Below are 15364 nucleotides of genomic sequence, written 5' to 3'. Positions count from 1 at the left end.
ATGCGGGCTTTTAAAAAAATTACTAGTATTGCGGTTCATCTGCCAATTCCTAATATTGATACAGATATGATCATTCCGAAGCAATATCTTAAAACAATAAAAAGAACCGGGTTAGGCAAATGTCTCTTTGCGGAATTACGGTATGATGAAGCGAATCAATTAAAGGCTGATTTTGTTTTAAATAAACCGGCGTATCGAAATGCCGGCATTTTATTGACAGAAGAAAATTTTGGTTGTGGTTCAAGTCGTGAGCATGCTGTGTGGTCGCTGCTGGATTTTGGGATTCAAGTGATTATCGCACCAAGTTTTGCTGATATTTTTTATGATAATTGTTTTAAAAATGGCTTATTGCCAATTCAATTATCGTCGGAAGCGATTCATTCTTTGGCAAATAAAAAGGATGAATTGATGACTGTTGATTTGGAAAGCCAATGGATACAAGTTGGTTCGCTACAAATCCTATTTTCTATCGACGCCTATCGACGCGATCAAATTTTACAAGGTCTCGATGACATTGGTCGAACCTTGGTCTACGAGCAACAAATTACCGCTTTCGAACAAAACCAGAGAAGAGGACAACCCTGGTTATACGCTGGAGAAAGAAATGACTAAAACGATTTTGATTTTACCTGGTGATGGAATTGGACCTGAAGTAACAGCCGAGGCAAGCAAACTTTTCGCTTGGTTTAATCAACATACAGGACATCGCTTTGAGTTAATGCATGATTTAATTGGTGGGGCGGCCATTGAGCGAAGCGGCATCCCTCTGCAAGAAAATACAATTGCTTTGGCTAAGCAGGTCGATTCCGTCTTGTTAGGGGCTGTAGGTGGGCCACAATGGGATGCTGTAGAGGAAGCCAGCAGGCCTGAAAAAGGCTTACTGAAAATTCGCCAGGAATTAGGCGTGTTTGCCAATCTGCGTCCGGCAACTTGTTTCACCGCATTGGCCGATGCTTCCCCGCTAAAGCCTGGGTTAATAACCGATTTGGATTTAATGATTGTGCGTGAATTAACTGGCGATGTTTATTTCGGACAACCGCGCGGTATTACTAGAAAGGGAGAAGAACAGGTTGCTGTCAACACGATGAGTTATTCCACGACAGAAATTGCCCGCATTGCCAGAGTCGCCTTTGATTTGGCAAGGCAGCGCGATAAAAAAGTTTGTTCGGTGGATAAAGCAAATGTTTTGGAAACTTCTGCTTTGTGGCGCACAATGGTTCAGTCGATTCGTGACCAGGAATATCCAGATGTTCTTTTGTCGCATATGTATGTTGATAATGCTGCCATGCAATTGATCCGTAATCCTAATCAATTTGATGTCCTGTTAACTGCTAATTTATTTGGCGATATTTTATCGGATGAAGCATCCATGCTAACGGGCTCTCTCGGGATGTTGCCATCAGCTTCATTGGGGAATAAGCACGCTCTTTATGAACCTATTCACGGCAGTGCGCCCGATATCGCAGGGCGGGGTATCGCCAATCCTCTGGGAACGATGCTGAGTGTTGCCATGATGTTTCACTATTCCTTCCAGCTAAAAAAAGAAGCCGAAATGATTCGAATGGCAATAACAGAAGTACTGGATCAAGGATACCGTACCGCCGATATCATGACGCCGGGGGGCAGACTACTATCCACGTCAGAGATGGGTGAGCAAGTGATCGCAAAACTGGGGAACATGGCCCGGGGCTAAAACAATTGCCCCGTCCTGTTCAGGATGGGGCATTTAAACTAATGCTGGTCAAAATAATCAGAGGGTACACCATAAATAGAACAGGCTAGTGTTTTTTGTGATTTTTTCTCCCACTCGGGATTATCAAGTACAGCAAGCGCATTTTTGTACCCTGTTTCAATACGGAAGCTAACAGCGGAGCGTATAAAATTATAATCTTTAAAGGAATGAGCATAAGGGGTTCCATTGTAAATAATGTGCACGACACTGAATCGTTTCTCATGTCCAAGTGCCAATATCTTTTGTACTTCGGGATCTTTTTTTGCTTCAGGGGTTAGTTTGTCACTTAGAAACTGGATAGCTGCTTGTAAATTTTGGCGACTGGTATAAACATTGGTGAGACGGCGTGAATGGCTGGCATAGCGAATATCTTTTTGCCGCTCTTCAAGTTGATCCATGTTTTGTGGCAATGGTCCCTTTAAAGAGAAACAGTCCACTACAAAGCACAGCGTATCTTGTTCTGGTAGGGCATCTAGCACAGTCACTAAGGGGGTATTAGCATAAATACCTCCATCCCAAAAGTAGTCTTCGCCGATTTTAATGGCCGGAAAGCCAGGGGGTAAGGCTCCACTCGCCATAACATGTTCAGGGGTGATGGTGATCATTTGATTATTGAAAAACTCCATTTCACCGGACGTAATATTCACAGCACCAAGGCATAAGGTTACTTTTTTGTCGTTGATCCGATTAAAATCAATCAGATTTTCCAAGGTATGGCGGAGTTCGCTTGTATCATAAAAGCTCAATTGGTCAGGAGTGTCCTGGGTAAACGCTGAGGGTGGAATAAGCCGTGGTTTAAAAAAACCGTCCAGACCAAAAAACAAAGAACGCAAAGCTCCAAAACGATTATGTAAATGGTGGGTTATCTCAAAGGTATCAAAATCAATGAGCTGATCGCTCCACAGTTTCGGGGTGACCAGATCCCAAAATTCCATCAGTTTTTCGACTTGTTTTTCACGTGGATTACCGGCAATGATGGCACTATTAATTGCTCCAATGGATACACCAGCCAGAAAATTAGGGGTATACCCGCGCTCATGGATGGCCCGAAAGGCGCCTACCTGGTAAGCCCCAAGAGCACCGCCTCCTTGAAATACACAGGCAATACGTTCATAGGACTGCTTTGCAGTGGTTGTTTTTTCTGGTTTGTTAATTAAGCCAAGTGCTCGTTTGTGAGGTTTCTGAGGTGTTTTATTACGGGCTTTTTTTGCCGCCATGGATATGCTCCAAAAATCCCTATATGAAAGAAGTATATACCTGCTAATAATAATTTTGTAATTGTGAGCACGAAAAACTCGTTAGATGAGGACAATTTGATAAGCTATCATGGCTTGCATGAGAGACTGCAAGGGTAACCCTCGAATGGTGCTGTCGCTACCTTGCACCTCTTTAAAAAGCCATTTTGCGCTTCCTTCATAATGGTAAGCGCCACAGCTTTGATAAGGCTGTTCTAATTTTAGATAAGATTCGATAGTCTTATCGTTTAGTTCCCGCATAGTCAGGGTTGCAGTTTCATAACCCTGCCAAACAATCTCACCTGCTTTAACAAGACAACAGGCAGAAATTTGTTGATGGGTCTTCCCACTCAGTAAACGAAGGTGTGTGACCGCAGTAGGATGATTCATTGGTTTATCAAGGCATTGTTCACCAATTAAGCAGAGTTGATCGGCACCAATAACAAAATAGTTTGGATAATGCTGACTAATTTCCATTGCTTTACTTCGGGCAAGCAGAGCAGCTAACTCAAGCTTAGAGCCTGTAAAGGTTTTTTTGAGGTTCTCTTCATCACAGTTGGCGGGAATGACCTCAAATTGCAAGCCTAGTGCACGCAGTAATTGTATCCGACTTTGCGAGGCGGATGCTAATATAATGGGTTGCTGATGAATAAAATCAGACATAAATAGCAACCGAAGCCATCAATAAGAAGCCAATAATGACAAAGCTGAAATCACGCAGATTACAGCAGCGCTCAACCATAACGCAACGCTCCAGGCCATGCAGGGTACCGAGGTAAAGAAAGGTGCCCGCTGAGGCAGCAATCAGGATTGGATCAAACAGGGAGTTTGTTTCTACTCCATGGCCAAAATACCAGCCAAAGAAAATACCGAGAGGAGTCATAAGACTAAAGCTGATGAAAAATGCGAGACTTTGTGCTCTGCTTAGTGAACTTTTAGTCAATTGAACCGCGATTGCAAAACTCTCAGCCCATTTATGGGTGATGATTGCCAGAAACAGCATGATGATCATGGAATTGCTTTCATTCAACCCCAGAGCTGCGCCAAGCATGATGGAATGAACGGAAAGCATGCCCCAAGCCATGATAGCGAAGGCCGGATGGCTTGCATCATGATGGTGATACAATTCTTTGCCTAAATGCTCAAACCATAAAAAAATCAGGAACACTGCACCCGTGATAATGTAAGCAAAGGGATAATGATAACCCATCTCATGAAACAAACTGCTTGATTCAGGGAGCATATGTAAGAGGCCTGCACCAAGGAAAACGCCTGTTGCCAGAGTTTCACCAATTGGAAAATCAACGTGATGTTCTTCATCTTTACCTTGTTTTCGCTTTTTAAAGGGGTACCAGCCTGCAAGTAAGATGACTATAAAAATAGCTAAAGCAAAGATTATTTTTAAAGTGGCCACAGCCATAATGTTTTATCCTCTATGAAAGCTGAACGACGTTAATAGGTTTTTGATCAAGGAAGTGAATAATATTTTCACAAACTATATTTAGCAAGCGTTTTCTTGCCGCCACACTGGCCCAGGCAATATGAGGCGTGATAATACAGTTTTTTATACCGAGTAAAGGATTGTCCGATGCAGGCGGCTCCTGACTCAGGACATCAAGGTAGGCCGCTGCAATGCCTTTTTGTTTTAAGGATTCAGCTAAAGCCGCTTCGTCGATTAATCCTCCACGTCCTGTGTTAATCAGGATACTGGTTTTTTTCATTTGCTGAAGGGTATTGCGATTGATAATGTGTTGGGTCGCCTCTGTTAGAGGGCAGTGTAGGCTTAAGACATCGCTTTGTTCCAGGAGGGTGCTAAGGGAAACCGAGGTTACCAGATTGTCGCTAAATGGTTTTGGTTTATGAGCAATGACTTTCATTCCCAGGACCTGCGCGATAGTAGCTACTTTTTGCGCCACTTTACCGTAACCCAGCAAGCCTAAAGTCATGCCCGCCAATTCGGTAATTGGATTGAGCCAATAGGCAAAAAAGGGTTGTTTTTGCCAATCGCCCTGTTGGATGGAGTGATTGTGGGCTTCAACCTGATTGGTATGGGTTAATAGTAAGGCAATCACATGTTGGGCAACGCTATTGGTGCTGTAATCAGGAATATTAGTAACGACAATACCCCGCTTTGTTGCGGCGGCAATATCAATATTGTCTACTCCAGTCGCTGTTTCACCAATATAACGAAGCTTGGGTAATTGTGAAAAGTGGGAATCATTTAATTTAATCTTATTAGTAATAATAATGTCCGCATCTCTTGCACGTTCAACTACTTGTTCAGCTGAAGTTTGATCATAAAGACTCACTTCACCGAGTTCATATAAATTATCTAAACCTAAGCCATCATTAATTAGGGGTTTGGTATCAAGGAAGACAATATTAGGCTTTTTCATGAGTGATAACTCCCTGTTGACTCAATACACGTACTTGTTTGATTTCTTGATAAGCTTGCAGATCAGAACTAATACGTCCTTTGAGTGATTCTAATCGAGTACTGTTATTCTTACAGATCAAGTCGATGGTCATTTTGCCATCGAGATAATGGATCGTCCAATCTTGCAAGTCAGGATACTCTAGCTGCCAGGCCCGCAAGAGTTTTTTTTGTAGTACTTTACGGCTTGGCAGATTAAAGGAAGGACAAGTGATTTCATCATCTTCAGGATCAACATGAACGATAACATCTTTGACCCGCATAAATTGTTTAATCAGGGTTCGATGGACGTGTTGAGCAATATAATGACCTTCCGATACTGAAATATGTGGAGTGACCAAAATATGGACGTCAATCAAGATATCCCCACCCATGAAACGGCTGCGTAACTGATGAATTTTTTCTACACCATCCACAGATTGAATAGTTTGCTCTATTTGAGTTAGTAGTTTGGGATCAACGGCAGTATCGACTAATTCCTTGACACTGTTCCAACCATAACTCCAGCCCATTTTAACGATCATGCATCCAACAATAATTGCCGCGATAGCGTCAAGATAGAGAAAGCCAGCCAGAGAGCCTATTAAACCCAGGGCAACCACGATGGAAGAGGCAGCATCAGAACGGTGATGCCAGGCATTAGCAAGGACCAGCGCTGATTGAATAGAGGTTCCTACATGCCGAGTATAATGAAATAAAATTTCATTGGCGACAATAGATAACAAGGCAATGGGAAGTGCAATCCAACCTGGTTTATCATGATTACCATGAATGATTTCATCCAAAGAATCCCAGGCAATACCGATCCCTGCCAAGATAAGCAGCAAGGCCAGGATAAGGGTAGCTGCCGTTTCGATACGTTGATGGCCATAGGGGTGGGAATCGTCGGCATCTTGACTGCCATATTTGGAAGCAAAGATCACCATAAAATCGGTAATGAGATCAGCAAAAGAATGCACACCATCAGCGGCCAGGGCATGTGAGTGATAGAGAAAACCACCAATTAGTTTAATAACACCTAATACAGCGTTAGTAAGTGCGCCAATAAGCGTGACTTTTTTTGCCTGCCAGTAACGATCCTGTTGTATCATTCGCCATCCTTCACTAGTTGTAAAGTAATATGGATTTCATCATCCCTGTGTATGCAGTCGATAAGTTGGTGGCCATTAATACGGCACCAGCTTGGCAGATCATGTTGGGCGCCGGGATCGGTTGCAATGATTGTTAATGTATCACCATGGTTCAGTTTTTTCGCCATGTTTTGTGCTTTTATGACTGGCATAGGGCATAACAAGCGACGAGCATCTAGTTCGAAATGGGGCATAACGATCTCACAAATACCATTCTTGGGGAATTTCTTCGGCGCGCATGGGTTTAGCCTGTAATATCTCAGTTTGGCCATCCAGATGGTGTAAATCTACTTCAATCTGCGGCTCATCACGTCCGGAGCAAAAGCGGCCAGCAATGCGAGCACAAGTAAACAAGTCATCCGCTGTAGGTTGCCCCTCAATCAAAATCATCGGACCACGATGTGTGCGTACTTGCATATGAATGAATTCTTTGCGATAGCCGGTTAAAAAATTACTTTCGGCTTCGTCGCGGGCAATGATCATTTTATAATGAGGTTTGGGACGGATATGCCTGCCTGCCTTTAAAAGAATAATATCTTCCATATCGTAATTACGACTGTCACGGTGTTCCCACATATCTCGTAAGCGCCGGGTGTAATTTTCATCAGTTAATACACAACAACCGCCAGCAGGCTGGGCGAATTCTTCAATGGCCATTGCTGCAGCCAACCCTAACTGTGGTTTTCGATTACGGCCTTGAAAATCATACAGTTTTTCACGATTAATCCAACCCTCACGTTCTGGCAAAGTTGGCGGCAATAACTTAGCACATAAAGGGCGCACTAAACGATCTTCTGCCCCTGATTCGTCTGCAATAAGGGGCATGGTGGCTTTTCGTTGCGATTTTGGACGTTGGCCGACGACTTCACCAGTAATAATGAAGTCAAAATGATTCTCTACCATCCATTCGTGTGCTTGTTGCACCATGAAAATTTTGCAATCGAGGCAAGGATTAATATTTTTGCCATAACCGTGTTTGGGATTCAATAGAACATCTTTGTAAGGCTCAACGATATCAATGATGTGTAATTTAATGCCGAGTTGCTCTGCAACCCACAGAGCATCATTGCGAAGGGGTTTTGCACTATTTTTCCGATTACGGATGGCTGACGTATGTCCGGAATGGCAAAAACCAGTATAAAAATTGATTCCTTCAACATGAATGCCTTGTTCTTGAACAACTTTAACGGCTAACATGGAATCTAAACCACCAGAAATCAAGGCGACTGCTTTACGTTGTGACGACATGGGGTGACCTGACAATAAAATGACCAGTATTTTAACCTTTCCCTGCTAAGGGTCAAGCTCAAGTATTTCAGGACTTATGCAAAACTCCGATCTATTCGTTAAAATTTGATTTTAATTCAGTTAGTTAGTTTGGTTAAACCCCTTCATTAAAAGCGAATTTTGCTTCGACCTCGACGTTTTGCATAAGCCTTGTTAGTCAGCGGGAGCAAGTTGGTAAGTTCTGAGGCAGGTAAATGATGCGCTTTATTTTCAAGCTTTTTCCCATCCTGTACACAGGATTATCCACAGATTTTGTGGATAAACTAAGCGCTAAATAATTAAACAAAAAACAATAAAAGCCAGTACTGGTAAAGATCGATGGTAGAGAAGGGCACATGACGGGAGTTATGGTGTTAGAAGTAATGAATAAGTTATCCACAGGTATGGCTTGAGGGAACAGCGAAGCCATTCCGACTATATTAGCTAAAGAAAAAATGAAAAAACAGTCTTGACTTGGAATATTTTAACTATTTTTACAAAATTTATTGTTGCGAGGAAACGCTTTCCAGGCGTTTTAACCTTGCAAAAATTGTTCAAAATCACCTAACCAACGCTGAGCAATTGCACGTGCCAGCTGAGGATTATCAAGCACTAACTGTTTGGCCATGCTTGCCACGACCGGGAAAAAATGTTGATCGCGCTGTAGATTGGCCACTTTAAATTGATGGTAACCTGTTTGCCGAGTACCCAATACTTCACCAGCTCCACGTAATTGCAGATCTTTTTCTGCAATGATAAAACCATCGCAGGTTGCCCGCATAATGCGTAAACGTTCAGCACCCAATTGTGAAAGGGGTGACTGGTAAAGGAGCAGGCAATGAGATTGTGTACTACCACGACCGACTCGGCCGCGTAATTGATGCAATTGTGAGAGGCCCAGGCGTTCTGCATTTTCAATAATCATTAAACTGGCTTTAGGTACATCTACCCCCACTTCAATAACGGTAGTTGCCACTAATAAATCGATTTCTCCTTGTTTAAATGCTGCCATAGTGGCTTCTTTTTCGATGCTTTTCATTCGACCATGAACCAAACCTACACGCACGTTGGGTAATTGGGCCTGGAGGTTTTCGGCAGTGGCAGTTGCTGCCATACACTGTAATTTTTCCGACTCTTCAATAAGTGTGCATACCCAATAGGCCTGCCGGCCATCAGCAATGGCCGATTGTAAGCGACTGATAACTGGTTCACGTTTTTCCTGGCTTAATACGGCGGTGCTAATCGGTGTACGCCCTGGGGGTAATTCATCAATAATCGATAAATCAAGATGAGCAAATTGAGTCATTGCCAAGGTTCTTGGAATAGGGGTAGCAGTCATTAGCAGTTGATGAGGATTAAGTGCGGCCTGCTGTCCCTTTTGTTGTAATAATAAACGTTGCTCGACTCCAAAGCGATGTTGCTCGTCAATAATCACCAGGCCAAGTTTGGCAAAGAGCACATTCTCTTGAAAGAGGGCATGGGTTCCTATAAGAATTTGGCAGTCATTAGTTGCCAGCAATGCCAAAGTTTCCTTGCGTTCACTGGTTTTCATGTTACCGCTGAGCCTACGGCAGCCTATCCCAAGAGGACTAAACCAGGTTTGTAGATTGGCTGCGTGTTGTTCGCTTAACAATTCTGTTGGTGCCATAAACGCAACTTGATAGCCATTCGCAATGGCTTGCAAAGCAGCCAGTGCCGCTACCACCGTTTTACCAGAACCCACATCACCTTGAACCAGGCGTAACATGGGTTTTGATTGTGATAAATCTGTCGCAATTTCTTCACTGATGCGTTGTTGTGCCGCTGTTAATGTAAAGGGTAACTGCTCAATAAAGCGTGCCTGTAATTCCTGATTTTGGGAAATAAGTGGTGCTGATAACTGGCTTCTATGCTGCCTGGCAAATTGCATGGCCAGCCGCTGCCCCAATAACTCATCAAATACCAACCGCTGCAAAGCCGGGTGTGTGCCTTCTTCTAAGGTTTGTAAGGAAATGTCGGGGGGCGGATTATGCAAGGTTGTGAGGGCCTGTGCGAGAGAGTAAAACTGCTGTTGTTTTAGCTGCTCTGCTGTCATCCATTCCAATTCGTCGATGGTTTCTTGGCAGGTTTGCAGGGCTATTTTGACCAGTTGTCGCAGGCGGCTTTGTGTTAACCCTTGTGTAGAAGGATAAATCGGTGTCAAGGTTTCATCCACTATACAATCTTCTTCATTCGCTAATAATTGGTATTCCGGGTGAATCATTTCAAATTTATTAGCAAATTCGCGAACTTCCCCAAAGGCGCGTATCAGAGTACATTCCTGCAATGCTTTGATTTGTTGTTTATTAAAGTGAAAAAAGCGCAACTGCAAAATACCGGTTTTATCTTCCACATGGCAATAAAGCATCATGCGCTTGCCATATTTCACCTCTGTTTTGCAGACTCTGCCCACAATCACAGCCCAGTCATTGGCGCGCAAGTCACGAATGGCTGTAATGCGAGTTCTATCTTGGTAGCGATAAGGTAGATGAAAGAGCAGATCAGCCACTGTGGTTATACCACATTTGCTAAGTTTGGCACTCAATGTGGGGCCTACCCCTGCTAAAATTTCACAAGATTGATGTAACACAGTATGATTTGTAAGAAAAAAAACTCATAATAGCAGAAAATAAGTTACTGTTGACCGTTATGACTATAAATGCTGGAACAAGGGTTCGTACCGTTACATTTGCAGCCAGTTTGATTTTAGTATGGATCATCGGCTATTTGCTTATTGCTGGTCGCAGTTTATTAATTCCTATCGTTATTGCAGTCTTTATCTGGCATCTGTTAAACACAATCCATAACGCTGTGCAGCGGACACCTTTTGTTGGTCCCCGCTTACCTAATTGGCTTAGTATGGTACTGGCGTTATTGGTAGTAGCACTTCTGGTGAAGATTCTCATTGATATTATTGGTAATAATGTCAATGACGTGATTGCTGCTTCCTCTCGTTATCAGGAGAATTTGACCAATATTTTTAATAAGGTGGACGAGCGTTTTCATATTAAAACCCTGGCAAATGTGGATGGTTTTATTCGTGGACTTAGTTTGCAAGGTATTTTAGTCAACATTTACGGTGTTTTTACCTCTATCACAGGCTCTGCCGTTTTAATTGCTCTCTATGTCATATTTTTATTTGTAGAACAACATTTTTTCACTCAAAAGCTGGACGCTCTTTTTCCTCAGGCTGGCCATCGCCAATTGGTCAATAACATCATTAGCCACATTGTAAAGGATACCCAAACCTATTTGGGTTTAAAAACCCTGTTGAGTTTACTTACGGCAACGACGAGTTGGATTATCATGAAATGCGTCGGTTTGGATTTTGCAGAATTCTGGGCCTTACTGATTTTTTTCCTAAATTTTATTCCCAATATTGGTGCTATCCTGGCGACAGCTTTTCCTGCTTTATTGGCGCTAATTCAATTTCAAAGTTGGCTGCCTTTTATAATCATTACTTCAGGCCTTGTCGCAATACAATTTATTGTTGGTAATCTTGTTGAACCACGCTTTTTAGGAAAATCGTTAAATTTAAGTGCCCTGGTGATTTTATTTGCCTTGGCGTTATGGGGGGCTGTCTGGGGTGTTTTAGGCATGTTTCTTTCAGTGCCTATTACCGTCATGATGATGATTATTTTTGCTCATTTTGAGGCAACCCGGCCTTTGGCCATTATGTTGTCGCAGGATGGGCAAATACACAAGGCCTACGAAACCTTATAGCGGTTGGCTGGCTTTCTTTCTAATAATTCTATTTGGTTTATACTGATAGAAACGGCTTCATTCGAGGAGCTTACTGATGTCAGTTTTTAAGAAGCTAAAAAAATTTTATCAAGCCTCTGCAGAGAATAGAACCCAGATTCATGTCTTTTTGGGCTTTCTTGTCATTCCTGTGATTGGTATGAGTCTTCTTTATGCCTATGTTTGTATTTTTTGGTTATGAATGAACGGATCCAGGTTCTGTAACTTGCTGGTTGCTCATTCCTTTTGTGGATTGAAAACTTGCCCTATAAAGAGAATAACTCCGGATTGAGTGTCATAGAGAATAAATAAAAAGGGATGGTCTGCATTAAATTGCATCGGTTGCTGTACCGCACTCCCAAACATCACTACAGCCGTTGCAGCGGCCGCTACAGTACCTTTTTCATCGACTTCTATAACGGCTTTTTGAATAATATCGGAAATTGCCAACGCAGACGTTGTCATGTTGGAGAAGTCGGCATTATCACTGAACGCATCGATAACACCCATTTGTTGCAAAGGCTGTTTTAAGGAGTTAAAGGTTGATGCCAGTTTAAATTTCGGCAGACTAACAAGAACTTTGAGGTTAGCTGCATTTTGAAGAAGCTGGGAAAATGTTTCATGCGTCAATGTTTGTTGTATTTCCTTTACCGAGTGAGTAGTTTTTGGCAATAAGACTGCCATTCTTATGGTACTTTTTAGATAAGGTAATTGCAGCATTTGTAAACGCTCATTTTCACTATAGAAAAAATTATCCAGCTTGCCCATCATGGCTGTTTGTATAGGGTTTCCGTCTGATAACAGGAAGGGCTTTTGTTCAGTGGCTTCCGGTTTGAAGGGGGACTCCCATAACCCATTAAAATAAATAGCATTGACCAAAATGAGTTGAGTCGCTCCGGTAATCATGCCTGGAGCAATCAGTTCTTTGATATATTGGTCTGTTTTCTCTTCGACCCAGTTATTAATACGTTGTCTGGCAGCCTCAGGTGCTTTATTAAAATTAACCCGGTAAAAATGATTAATTTGTCCCATAGCGGCCAGGAAGGGCGTTTTATAAATCAAACGCTCTTCCGCCCAAAGTGAATTGGCAATTAAAAAAGTGGATGATTGGTTGAAACCAAACCATTTACTGGCGTGTTTAAATTTGCAACTGAGCCATCCCTGGCAATCACTATCAGGCATTAACTCGGTATCAATTTTAGCTAATTCAGTAGGATCATCGGTATTTCCTGCAGCAAAATGCAGCACTTGACTTAGCTGCCGTTGAGTATTACCGCTAGCACCATTAGCTAAAATCACTAGAAGAGACGATAGGCTATAGGGTGATAAAATAAGATTTTGATCAGTTGTGCCTATTTGTCGATAAAGATCAAAAGCGAAGTCATTTACTGGTTGTGCTTCGGGGGCAAAATTGGTTGTTGTGCTTGATACTGGTAACGCATAGCCGAGAAATATAAGCTGGAGAATAAAGATACGTCCTTTTTGTCTTAGTGTTTTCAAAATAGGCCTCCCTCTTTCCCTGCATGCAGTTCCAAAAAATTCCCAGGTAGTTCTTTTGTTCCATAATAATTATTGTAAACCAAAGCTGATTTTTTATTCTAAATGTTTAATATTTTCTTAACTATTGATCGTTAAAATAGGGATCTTTTAGTGTGAAAAAATAAGCCATGATTATTCTTTACATTCCTTTCTCCAGAGATGAAGCAGGGGATCTGCCGAGTGGTGTAGCCTTATGGAAAACAAATCATAGAATAAGCTCACAAGAGCGGTTGAAAGTTATCTATCATCAAGATGACTACTCTCCAGATTTAGTAAGCCCGGAGAGTAAAGTTTATATAGTTGCTCATGGTTACGAAGAGAAACCAACAGTAGTTGCTAATTGTGCGGAAGCCAGCAAAGCAATTTTCCTGGATATGGAAACTGTAACAAAGCGCTTTGAATATGATCTCCTTGTTATAGCTCCCTGTATCGCAACAGTGCACACTTATTTTTGCGGCTCCCAGAAAAACAATTATGAACGTGCCTCAACCTTTCAAACTCAATGGCTGCGATCAGAGCAAGCTCCCATTTATTATTATGCGGGTAATCTTGCGGCACCGGATAGGAATGGTTTTTTCTGGGCACAATCTGATAGCGAGTATGTCCCTTTAACCCGTTGTTGCCACACGCTGACTTCCACTTCAATTGATGAGGAAGAAGCTCCTAAACGCGATAATATTAAGATGGAAAAAGTGTCAGCAATGTCCGCTCATCGACATGAAAAGAAGCGAGAAAATTTTTTTACCCAAGCTAAGAAAAATAGACAGGATTTAATTGCTCTTTATAGAAATATTGATGAATCTACACCACCAGTGAGTTGTAGCCTGTAGATCTTCTTTTGTGTTTTTGTTTTATTGAGAAGATAGACCGGTTTAAACCGGTCTTTTATAGAGCTAGCACCTATAGAGGACACTTATTTAGGGCCATTGAAAGCGCTACCAGTACCAAGGACAGAATCTTCATTATGGAAACGAGCCTCTTTTGACTCTCCATAACCATTAATTGCTGTAGCAACAGATCGAGTTATTAAGCTAACTGCGGATTTTAAGAAGCTTGCAACTGCGCCCACAAAGCTTGCTGCGGAAACCATTAAACCAATGGCAGCATTTTCTCCATGCTCTTTCCCATCGTCTTTAGCGAATCCTGCATGAATTGCTAAAGCTTGAGCACCTTCCCATATGGCGTAACCAAGAGCAGCAACAGAAGCTACCATTCCTAGAGCCGGAATTGCAGTAGCCCCCACTACTTCATCTGCAAAATCATAACGATCACGAAATCCCTCAAGGAAGTTCATTCGTTTAGTAGCTTCATCTTTGATGAAGTTAAAGGCTTCTTCGAAAGAACCTTTGTTTTTTGTTTTTTCCCATATTTTTTTAGCATCTATTTCTAATTGATCCAAATGATCAGAATAGTTCTGGAGAAAATTTTTCTTAGCATCGGGTGTTTTTTGACTAGAGACTACCTTAACATCTTTTGCCCCTTGCCACAGCTTAGCGAAAAAACCGGGATTTTTAGGCATGTTGATCTCCTTAGGGAAGGTAATGCATTTCTTTAATTTTAGTATAATATTTAATTATTAAGAAAAAATTACATGCATTTTGGTTGGAAATGAGCAATAAAATGAATCAATAGGATATTTTTTGTTTTGCAAAAATTATTATCAGTGTTGTTTTGTGAGAGTTAAAACAGAAAAATTAAGTGTGTACTGAAAAACAGTTAATGTAAGGCGTAATTATCTGGCTTCATTGGATTTTCTTTCTCTAATAAAAATAACACAGCCTTCTGCCCAGACTCTTCATAGGGATTAAAATCCATTGTTACCGCAAAACCGAGATCATTCTCCTCAGTAGACCAGGAGCGTTGATGCAAAATAGGCTCTATTTGTTTGGTTATAGCCTGCAAGGCTACCTCGTCGATAGAGAGGAGATATTGTTTGCTACTGGTTAGCATTTTTTGCAGGGTGATATGAAGAGCGTATTTTAATAGATAGAGCGCATGTTCATCGGTTTTGCTTCGCTCGCTCAGTCGAATAGGTTGGGCTCCATCATAGAGATGGCTAAACTGATATTCATAAGCAGAAAAGGCTTGCTCAATAAGCTCTTTTTTATCTGTTTTATCGCATTCACAACGAAAAAAGAGCAATCGTTGCTTATGTTTGCTTTTATCTGTCAATTTAAAACAGCCTTGAAAGACAAAAGGCTTCTCCCAAACTGCCACGAGTATTAAAGTCTCTATATTAATAGAAGTAAATGTCGACATGGTTGATTTA

16 protein-coding genes are annotated in these 15364 nt (G+C 41.8%); 5 read left to right on the top strand and 11 right to left on the bottom strand.

What is annotated here, in order from left to right:
• Both leuD and leuB read left to right on the top strand, forming a co-directional pair.
• Entirely contained in the window at positions 1 to 612 is a 612-nt protein-coding gene (gene leuD, locus Lfee_RS10845) for a 3-isopropylmalate dehydratase small subunit (protein ID WP_058446696.1), read from the top strand.
• On the top strand, positions 605 to 1693 hold the full coding sequence (leuB, locus tag Lfee_RS10840; protein ID WP_058446694.1) for a 3-isopropylmalate dehydrogenase: 1089 nt from the start codon (positions 605 to 607) through the stop codon (positions 1691 to 1693). The genes leuD and leuB overlap by 8 nt, the downstream gene beginning before the upstream one ends.
• 38 nt (positions 1694 to 1731) lie before the next feature.
• Here the strand turns inward: leuB and Lfee_RS10835 are convergent, their stop codons facing one another.
• The 8 genes from Lfee_RS10835 to recG form a co-directional block, all read right to left on the bottom strand.
• Complete coding sequence (locus Lfee_RS10835; protein WP_058446692.1) at positions 1732 to 2949, bottom strand: patatin-like phospholipase family protein; 1218 nt, start codon at positions 2947 to 2949, stop codon at positions 1732 to 1734.
• Between the two features lie 81 nt (positions 2950 to 3030).
• Complete coding sequence (locus tag Lfee_RS10830; RefSeq protein ID WP_058446689.1) at positions 3031 to 3630, bottom strand: Maf family protein; 600 nt, start codon at positions 3628 to 3630, stop codon at positions 3031 to 3033.
• Positions 3623 to 4387, bottom strand: a complete 765-nt coding sequence (locus Lfee_RS10825; RefSeq protein WP_255673117.1) for a ZIP family metal transporter — start codon at positions 4385 to 4387, stop codon at positions 3623 to 3625. The genes Lfee_RS10830 and Lfee_RS10825 overlap by 8 nt, the downstream gene beginning before the upstream one ends.
• Positions 4388 to 4400: 13 nt before the next feature.
• Positions 4401 to 5363 carry a D-2-hydroxyacid dehydrogenase gene (locus Lfee_RS10820; RefSeq protein ID WP_082646632.1) on the bottom strand — a complete coding sequence of 321 codons (963 nt, stop codon included), beginning with the start codon at positions 5361 to 5363 and terminating at the stop codon, positions 4401 to 4403.
• On the bottom strand, positions 5350 to 6492 hold the full coding sequence (locus tag Lfee_RS10815; RefSeq protein WP_058446685.1) for a cation diffusion facilitator family transporter: 1143 nt from the start codon (positions 6490 to 6492) through the stop codon (positions 5350 to 5352). The genes Lfee_RS10820 and Lfee_RS10815 overlap by 14 nt, the downstream gene beginning before the upstream one ends.
• Entirely contained in the window at positions 6489 to 6725 is a 237-nt protein-coding gene (locus Lfee_RS10810; protein WP_058446683.1) for a sulfurtransferase TusA family protein, read from the bottom strand. Before Lfee_RS10810 ends, Lfee_RS10815 begins: the two co-directional genes overlap by 4 nt.
• Positions 6726 to 6732: 7 nt before the next feature.
• Positions 6733 to 7779 carry a tRNA (5-methylaminomethyl-2-thiouridylate)-methyltransferase gene (locus tag Lfee_RS10805; RefSeq protein ID WP_058446681.1) on the bottom strand — a complete coding sequence of 349 codons (1047 nt, stop codon included), beginning with the start codon at positions 7777 to 7779 and terminating at the stop codon, positions 6733 to 6735.
• Between the two features lie 553 nt (positions 7780 to 8332).
• Positions 8333 to 10405 (bottom strand): ATP-dependent DNA helicase RecG, encoded by a 2073-nt coding sequence (recG, locus tag Lfee_RS10800; protein ID WP_058446679.1) that lies wholly within the window; start codon positions 10403 to 10405, stop codon positions 8333 to 8335.
• Positions 10406 to 10464: 59 nt separating this feature from the next.
• Here recG and Lfee_RS10795 point away from each other — a divergent pair, with 59 nt between their 5' ends.
• Positions 10465 to 11538, top strand: coding sequence for an AI-2E family transporter (locus Lfee_RS10795; RefSeq protein WP_058446677.1), 1074 nt, complete (start codon positions 10465 to 10467; stop codon positions 11536 to 11538).
• 76 nt (positions 11539 to 11614) lie between these two features.
• Complete coding sequence (locus Lfee_RS17355) at positions 11615 to 11758, top strand: hypothetical protein (RefSeq protein WP_165482115.1); 144 nt, start codon at positions 11615 to 11617, stop codon at positions 11756 to 11758.
• 35 nt (positions 11759 to 11793) lie between these two features.
• On the opposite strand, the gene Lfee_RS10790 is transcribed toward Lfee_RS17355, so the two are convergent.
• Positions 11794 to 13056: a serpin family protein gene (locus tag Lfee_RS10790; protein WP_058446675.1), complete on the bottom strand. Its 1263-nt coding sequence runs from the start codon at positions 13054 to 13056 to the stop codon at positions 11794 to 11796.
• A 167-nt stretch (positions 13057 to 13223) separates the two neighbouring features.
• Between Lfee_RS10790 and Lfee_RS10785 the strand changes: the two genes are divergently transcribed.
• On the top strand, positions 13224 to 13925 hold the full coding sequence (locus Lfee_RS10785) for a hypothetical protein (protein ID WP_058446672.1): 702 nt from the start codon (positions 13224 to 13226) through the stop codon (positions 13923 to 13925).
• Positions 13926 to 14008: 83 nt separating this feature from the next.
• On the opposite strand, the gene Lfee_RS17680 is transcribed toward Lfee_RS10785, so the two are convergent.
• Both Lfee_RS17680 and Lfee_RS10775 read right to left on the bottom strand, forming a co-directional pair.
• Positions 14009 to 14614 carry a hypothetical protein gene (locus Lfee_RS17680; RefSeq protein ID WP_238584918.1) on the bottom strand — a complete coding sequence of 202 codons (606 nt, stop codon included), beginning with the start codon at positions 14612 to 14614 and terminating at the stop codon, positions 14009 to 14011.
• Between the two features lie 197 nt (positions 14615 to 14811).
• Positions 14812 to 15354 (bottom strand): hypothetical protein, encoded by a 543-nt coding sequence (locus tag Lfee_RS10775; RefSeq protein ID WP_058446670.1) that lies wholly within the window; start codon positions 15352 to 15354, stop codon positions 14812 to 14814.
• Between the last annotated feature and the right edge of the window lie 10 nt (positions 15355 to 15364).

This window comes from Legionella feeleii (assembly GCF_001467625.1).
Taxonomy (GTDB): Bacteria; Pseudomonadota; Gammaproteobacteria; order Legionellales; family Legionellaceae; genus Tatlockia; species Tatlockia feeleii.
This window is presented reverse-complemented; position numbering and strand designations above follow the sequence as displayed.

Excerpts from the sequence above, each read along its gene's own strand:
- leuD (WP_058446696.1), top strand. The coding sequence starts at position 1 with ATGCGGGCTTTTAAAAAAATTACTAGTATTGCGGTTCATCTGCCAATT.
- leuB (WP_058446694.1), top strand. The coding sequence starts at position 605 with ATGACTAAAACGATTTTGATTTTACCTGGTGATGGAATTGGACCTGAA.
- Lfee_RS10835 (WP_058446692.1), bottom strand. The coding sequence starts at position 2,949 with ATGGCGGCAAAAAAAGCCCGTAATAAAACACCTCAGAAACCTCACAAA.
- Lfee_RS10830 (WP_058446689.1), bottom strand. The coding sequence starts at position 3,630 with ATGTCTGATTTTATTCATCAGCAACCCATTATATTAGCATCCGCCTCG.
- Lfee_RS10825 (WP_255673117.1), bottom strand. The coding sequence starts at position 4,387 with ATGGCTGTGGCCACTTTAAAAATAATCTTTGCTTTAGCTATTTTTATA.
- Lfee_RS10820 (WP_082646632.1), bottom strand. The coding sequence starts at position 5,363 with ATGAAAAAGCCTAATATTGTCTTCCTTGATACCAAACCCCTAATTAAT.
- Lfee_RS10815 (WP_058446685.1), bottom strand. The coding sequence starts at position 6,492 with ATGATACAACAGGATCGTTACTGGCAGGCAAAAAAAGTCACGCTTATT.
- Lfee_RS10810 (WP_058446683.1), bottom strand. The coding sequence starts at position 6,725 with ATGCCCCATTTCGAACTAGATGCTCGTCGCTTGTTATGCCCTATGCCA.
- Lfee_RS10805 (WP_058446681.1), bottom strand. The coding sequence starts at position 7,779 with ATGTCGTCACAACGTAAAGCAGTCGCCTTGATTTCTGGTGGTTTAGAT.
- Lfee_RS10795 (WP_058446677.1), top strand. The coding sequence starts at position 10,465 with ATGACTATAAATGCTGGAACAAGGGTTCGTACCGTTACATTTGCAGCC.
- Lfee_RS17355 (WP_165482115.1), top strand. The coding sequence starts at position 11,615 with ATGTCAGTTTTTAAGAAGCTAAAAAAATTTTATCAAGCCTCTGCAGAG.
- Lfee_RS10785 (WP_058446672.1), top strand. The coding sequence starts at position 13,224 with ATGATTATTCTTTACATTCCTTTCTCCAGAGATGAAGCAGGGGATCTG.
- Lfee_RS17680 (WP_238584918.1), bottom strand. The coding sequence starts at position 14,614 with ATGCCTAAAAATCCCGGTTTTTTCGCTAAGCTGTGGCAAGGGGCAAAA.
- Lfee_RS10775 (WP_058446670.1), bottom strand. The coding sequence starts at position 15,354 with ATGTCGACATTTACTTCTATTAATATAGAGACTTTAATACTCGTGGCA.